This is a genomic window from Streptomyces brasiliensis, from assembly GCF_014647875.1.
Taxonomy (GTDB): domain Bacteria; phylum Actinomycetota; class Actinomycetes; order Streptomycetales; family Streptomycetaceae; genus Streptomyces; species Streptomyces brasiliensis.
In genome coordinates this window covers 1-4,103 of record NZ_BMQA01000173.1, presented here as the reverse complement: position 1 = coordinate 4,103, position 4,103 = coordinate 1, and the positions used below count along the sequence as shown (strand labels likewise).

Here is a 4,103-nt window from a genome sequence, read left to right as displayed (position 1 = left end):
GGCTCGCACTCGCCGCATAACAGGATGAAACGGTGTCCACTCTTCGGGTGGAAGTCCCGTACGTCTTGCGAAGCCGATCCAGAAGTGGGACGGCGGCGTCGCGGTCCTGCACGCTCGCCGCGGTCACACACACGGCCAGAACCAGGCCGAGGCAGTCCACCATCAGGTGCCGCTTGCGCCCGCCCACCTTCTTGCCGCCGTCCCAGCCGGAGGTGGAGCGCGGAATGTTCGCCGCTGCCCGCACCGACTGCGAGTCCACGATGGCAGCCGTCGGATCCGGCGAACGGCCTTCCTTCTCGCGGATTTTGTCGCGCAGCCGTTCGTGGAGCTCGGCGAGCAGACCCGTGACCTGCCAGCGGCGGGCGAAAGCGTGCACCCGCCGATACGGCGGGAAGTCCGCGGGCGGGTTCGCCCACTTGACGCCGTTGTCGACCACGTATCGCACCGCGTCCAGCATCACGCGGTGGCAGAAACCCTCCGGCCTACCGCCCCGCCCCTGAAGCCATGCAGGCACTGGCAGCAACGGCCGGACGACCTGCCACTCCGCCTCCGTCAGGTCGGAGCCGTAACACCGCACGCGTGCCGGACCGTCCGCCGCGTTGCCGAACCTGTGCGCGAGGCAGTCACACTCCGGTGACGGCGCGTTGGACTCCGCCGACGCGAGCACGAAAGATTGCGACACAGGGCCTCCTGGTGCTGCTCGGTTGGGATCGCAACCGAGCAGCACCAGGAGGCCCTGCCGTTATGCCGCCGCCCCCGAGAGATCACCCAAACAGGAACCGTGTCCGACTGACCAAGGCTGCCGAACGGTAAGCGGAAGGCTTCTAAGGGTTGTCCCGCAACTGATCTCGGCATGAAGGTGGTCGGTCAGGACTGGATCCTGGGCACAACTGGGGTGTTCCGCCACCACGGTCGCGTCGTTCTCGTGGACTGTCCGGTTTGATCACTTGGTGTCCAAGGCGGCCCAGGACCAGGATGCGACGGGTGGCGGGCGGATCCGCCTGGGGAAATGAGCGGCAGGGTCCCCCTGGTACGCGGTACGGTGCGCTGATGCCAGCGATCAAGAAGTTCCAAGTCACCTTTGACTGCGCAGAACCTGAGCGCCTCGCTCGCTTCTGGTGTGAAGTGTTGGGGTACGTCATACCGCCTCCACCGGAGGGGTTCACCACTTGGGACGATTTCAACCGCACCCTGCCTCCTGAGAAGCGGGGATCATGGTTCGCCTGCAGTGATCCCTCAGGCGTGGGCCCGCGCCTGTACTTTCAGCGCGTCCCCGAAGGCAAGATCGTTAAGAATCGGGTGCATCTCGATGTCCGAGCCGGCACCGGGCTCGTGGGGGACGAGCGCCTCGCCACGCTCGAAGCCGAGTGCGCACGACTGGTGGCGCTCGGTGCGACCCACGTGCGCACACTGTATGCCGATGAGGAAAACGAGTCGTGCATCCCGATGCTGGACATCGAGGGCAACGAGTTCTGTATCGACTGAGCACTCTCCGAGCCGGGGAGGTGGGGAGCCGCCTCCCTTGGACCTCTCTCGTCTCGTATGGGGAGGGAGTTACCCCATGAGGGCGAGGTTGTGCATCCGGGCGATGCCGAGCATGGCGGTGTGAACGCCGTCGCTTTTCAGGCGGCAGTCGCGAAGGATCTGACTCGAAAATGGCTGTACGAGGGCAGGGTTGATTGCCCCGGCTGTAGGGCTGGGGTATGAGGAGATCAAGCGGGTGCGAGGCCGGAGGTGTCGACCCCGAGGGCGCTCAGCTAGGCGGGAGCCGTTGCTGCCGTCGCTTGACCTGGTGCGGGTGCTGTTGCCAGTGACTGGGTCCAAGGTCCTGGTAGTCGGCGTCGTTGGTGAGCATGTGCCAGGTGGCGATGACGATCTTGTGCATGACCGCGACGAGTGCGCGTTTCTTGCCCATGCGTCTGATCAGCCGGCGGTAGTGAGCGTTGAGGTAGGTGCCCTTGGTGCGTGCCGCGGCGGCGGCCGTATCGCCGCGGGCGCCCTTCAGCCAGACGTTGCCGTGCGTCGTGGAGCCTGATTGACGTGCTCCCTGGCTTAAAGTCCAGGGTCCCGGCGCCTACGTCGCCGAGGCGCTGCAGGCACCCACCGCCCGCGAGGTCGCCATGGCCTTCCTCGCTGGCTCGGCCCGCGCCAACACGCTGCCCGGACTCCCCGCCGGCTGCCTCGGTGTCCAGGGCGCACTGGCCGCCGGCCAGACCGGACGAGTTGCCCGCGACACCCTGGCCGAGTGGCGTGCCCACGGCCAGGCGCTGCTCCGCGACCGGTTCCGGCAGGCCGTCCAGGTGGGCGACCTGCCCGTCGGCGCTGACCCGGAAAAGATCGCCCGCTACGTCATGACGATCGCGAACGGCGTGGCTGTACAGGCAGCCGGCGGCGCGACATGCGAGGACCTGCAACAGGTGGCCGACGCGGCTTTGCAGAACTGGCCACCGGCCTGACGATGCGGGCCCTTGAAATGAGTCCTGCCCGCGCGGCCCGGCTCTCGCGTAAATCCGTTGAGCCCGGCCATCTCGCGGAGCGCCTCGCCGTCGTGGCCGTCCGCCAGCCATTGCGCTGCCCACCACGGGGTGCGCGCGGATACCGAGTCGAGCGTGAACCAGGCGGCGACATCGCGCGGCGCCGACGCGGGTGTGGTGGGGGTCGGTTTCTCAGTGGTCATCATCCGGGGTTTCGTCGAGTTCGTGGAGGGTGTCGGCGTAGTACAGGCGGCGTTCGGCGATGAGCGTGGTGACGTCGTCGTCGGTCGTCTCCGGGATCTCGTGCAGGTGCTGCTGCAGGTTGTCCCGCTGTTCGTGGCTGGAGCCGACGACGTGAGCGAGTGTGTGGGCCTGGCTCTGTTCACGAGTTGCTGCGACAGCGGATGTACACGACTTCGGGCAGCGCCCCAGCGCGGCCGTGTTCGGTGTTCATGAGAAACGGCGACAGCACCCGCCCGCGTCCAGGATCCGGGCGCTCCAGGCATTGCTGACGTCAAGAGTCAGCCGACTCCGTCGCTCTGGGTGCTCAGCCCTCGTCCGCCGCCGATCCGGCTGCACCGGGGATGGTCTGGCCGATGATGCCGGCGAGGCGATGCAACTGTGCGGCGAGCTCGTGCCGCTCTTGCGGCGCGAATTGCGACAGGGCGGCGTACTGGCGTGCGCGCAGCTCGGCCTGCATGGTGGCGAGGCGTTGTGCGCCATCCTCGGTGAGTCGGATGAGGACCTGGCGCTCGTCGTGCGGTGCACGGCGTCGGGTGACCACGTTCTTGCCCTCCAGCTGCTGCAGCATGCGGGTGGCGGTGGGGACGCTGACCTCGGCGTTGGCGGCGAGTCGGCTGACCGGCACGCCCTCGCCCTCGGCGTCCTCGGTCAGCGCGGTGAGCAGGGCCATCTGTGACATGGACAGTCCGGCTTCGGACTGGCCGACTGTGGCGGACCGTGAGCGTCGCATGGCGTAGAAGAGCCGATCGGCAGCTTGGGCCAGGTGCTCGATACCGGGCTCCACGTGCAGGCCGGGGGTGCTGCGGGTCTCGGCTTTGACTGTCTCCCTCATAGCTGTTAGCTTACTAAATAGATTTTATTAGCTAGCTAAATATTAGGAGGCGAAGCGAACTTGACCTTCCCCGCTCGCATCGACGTCCACCAGCACATCGTTCCCCCCGGTGTGGGCCCAGACCCTCGCCGCGCAGGGCCTCGACTCCGGCGGCTGGGCCATCCCCGACTGGAGCCCTAGGAGCGCCATCGCCATGATGGACCACCGCGAACGCCCAGCACCGTGTGACTGCTCTTCTCGATTCCGCGGCGCCAGCCCGGCCGAGGTACAGCACCTCATCGCGGCCATCCAGGCCGGCGCCGTGGAAGCCGCCCACGCGGAAACCTTCGAGCTAGTGCTGTGGGCGGGAAGGTTTGCCGGGAAGCTCGCGGCGTCCGGTGCGGTGCATCGCGAGGCGGAGCGTCACCCGCGTACTGGATGTACTCGGGTGAGGCGACAACGCCGCGAGGTGCCGTGCCGGGCGTCGCGAGCCGGTACACCTTTCCGGCACAGCACTAGTAGGGCTTCGTTAGGTACCCCAACTTCCGTCTAACGGGTAGTGTGTGATCTTGTAT

5 protein-coding genes and 2 pseudogenes are annotated in these 4,103 nt (G+C 67.1%); 3 read left to right on the top strand and 4 right to left on the bottom strand.

What is annotated here, in order from left to right; translation table 11 throughout:
* Window positions 1–682: IS5 family transposase (locus IEZ19_RS49340; protein ID WP_189317890.1), on the bottom strand; the 682-nt coding region annotated here is incomplete at its 3' end.
* A 368-nt stretch (window positions 683–1,050) separates the two neighbouring features.
* Between IEZ19_RS49340 and IEZ19_RS49335 the strand changes: the two genes are divergently transcribed.
* Window positions 1,051–1,485 (top strand): VOC family protein, encoded by a 435-nt coding sequence (locus tag IEZ19_RS49335; RefSeq protein WP_189317889.1) that lies wholly within the window; start codon window positions 1,051–1,053, stop codon window positions 1,483–1,485.
* A 69-nt stretch (window positions 1,486–1,554) separates the two neighbouring features.
* Here the strand turns inward: IEZ19_RS49335 and IEZ19_RS49330 are convergent.
* Together IEZ19_RS49330 and IEZ19_RS49325 are read right to left on the bottom strand one after the other, a co-directional pair.
* Window positions 1,555–1,647: pseudogene (locus IEZ19_RS49330) on the bottom strand (IS5/IS1182 family transposase); the annotation flags it as partial.
* Between the two features lie 106 nt (window positions 1,648–1,753).
* Window positions 1,754–1,915: a hypothetical protein gene (locus IEZ19_RS49325; protein WP_189317888.1), complete on the bottom strand. Its 162-nt coding sequence runs from the start codon at window positions 1,913–1,915 to the stop codon at window positions 1,754–1,756.
* Between the two features lie 145 nt (window positions 1,916–2,060).
* On the opposite strand from IEZ19_RS49325, the pseudogene IEZ19_RS49320 reads away from it, so the two are divergent.
* Window positions 2,061–2,456: pseudogene (locus IEZ19_RS49320) on the top strand (TetR family transcriptional regulator C-terminal domain-containing protein); the annotation flags it as partial.
* Between the two features lie 153 nt (window positions 2,457–2,609).
* Window positions 2,610–2,930, top strand: coding sequence for a hypothetical protein (locus IEZ19_RS49315; protein ID WP_189317886.1), 321 nt, complete (start codon window positions 2,610–2,612; stop codon window positions 2,928–2,930).
* Between the two features lie 91 nt (window positions 2,931–3,021).
* Here the strand turns inward: IEZ19_RS49315 and IEZ19_RS49310 are convergent, their stop codons facing one another.
* Window positions 3,022–3,549 carry a MarR family winged helix-turn-helix transcriptional regulator gene (locus IEZ19_RS49310; protein WP_189317885.1) on the bottom strand — a complete coding sequence of 176 codons (528 nt, stop codon included), beginning with the start codon at window positions 3,547–3,549 and terminating at the stop codon, window positions 3,022–3,024.
* Window positions 3,550–4,103 lie beyond the last annotated feature (554 nt).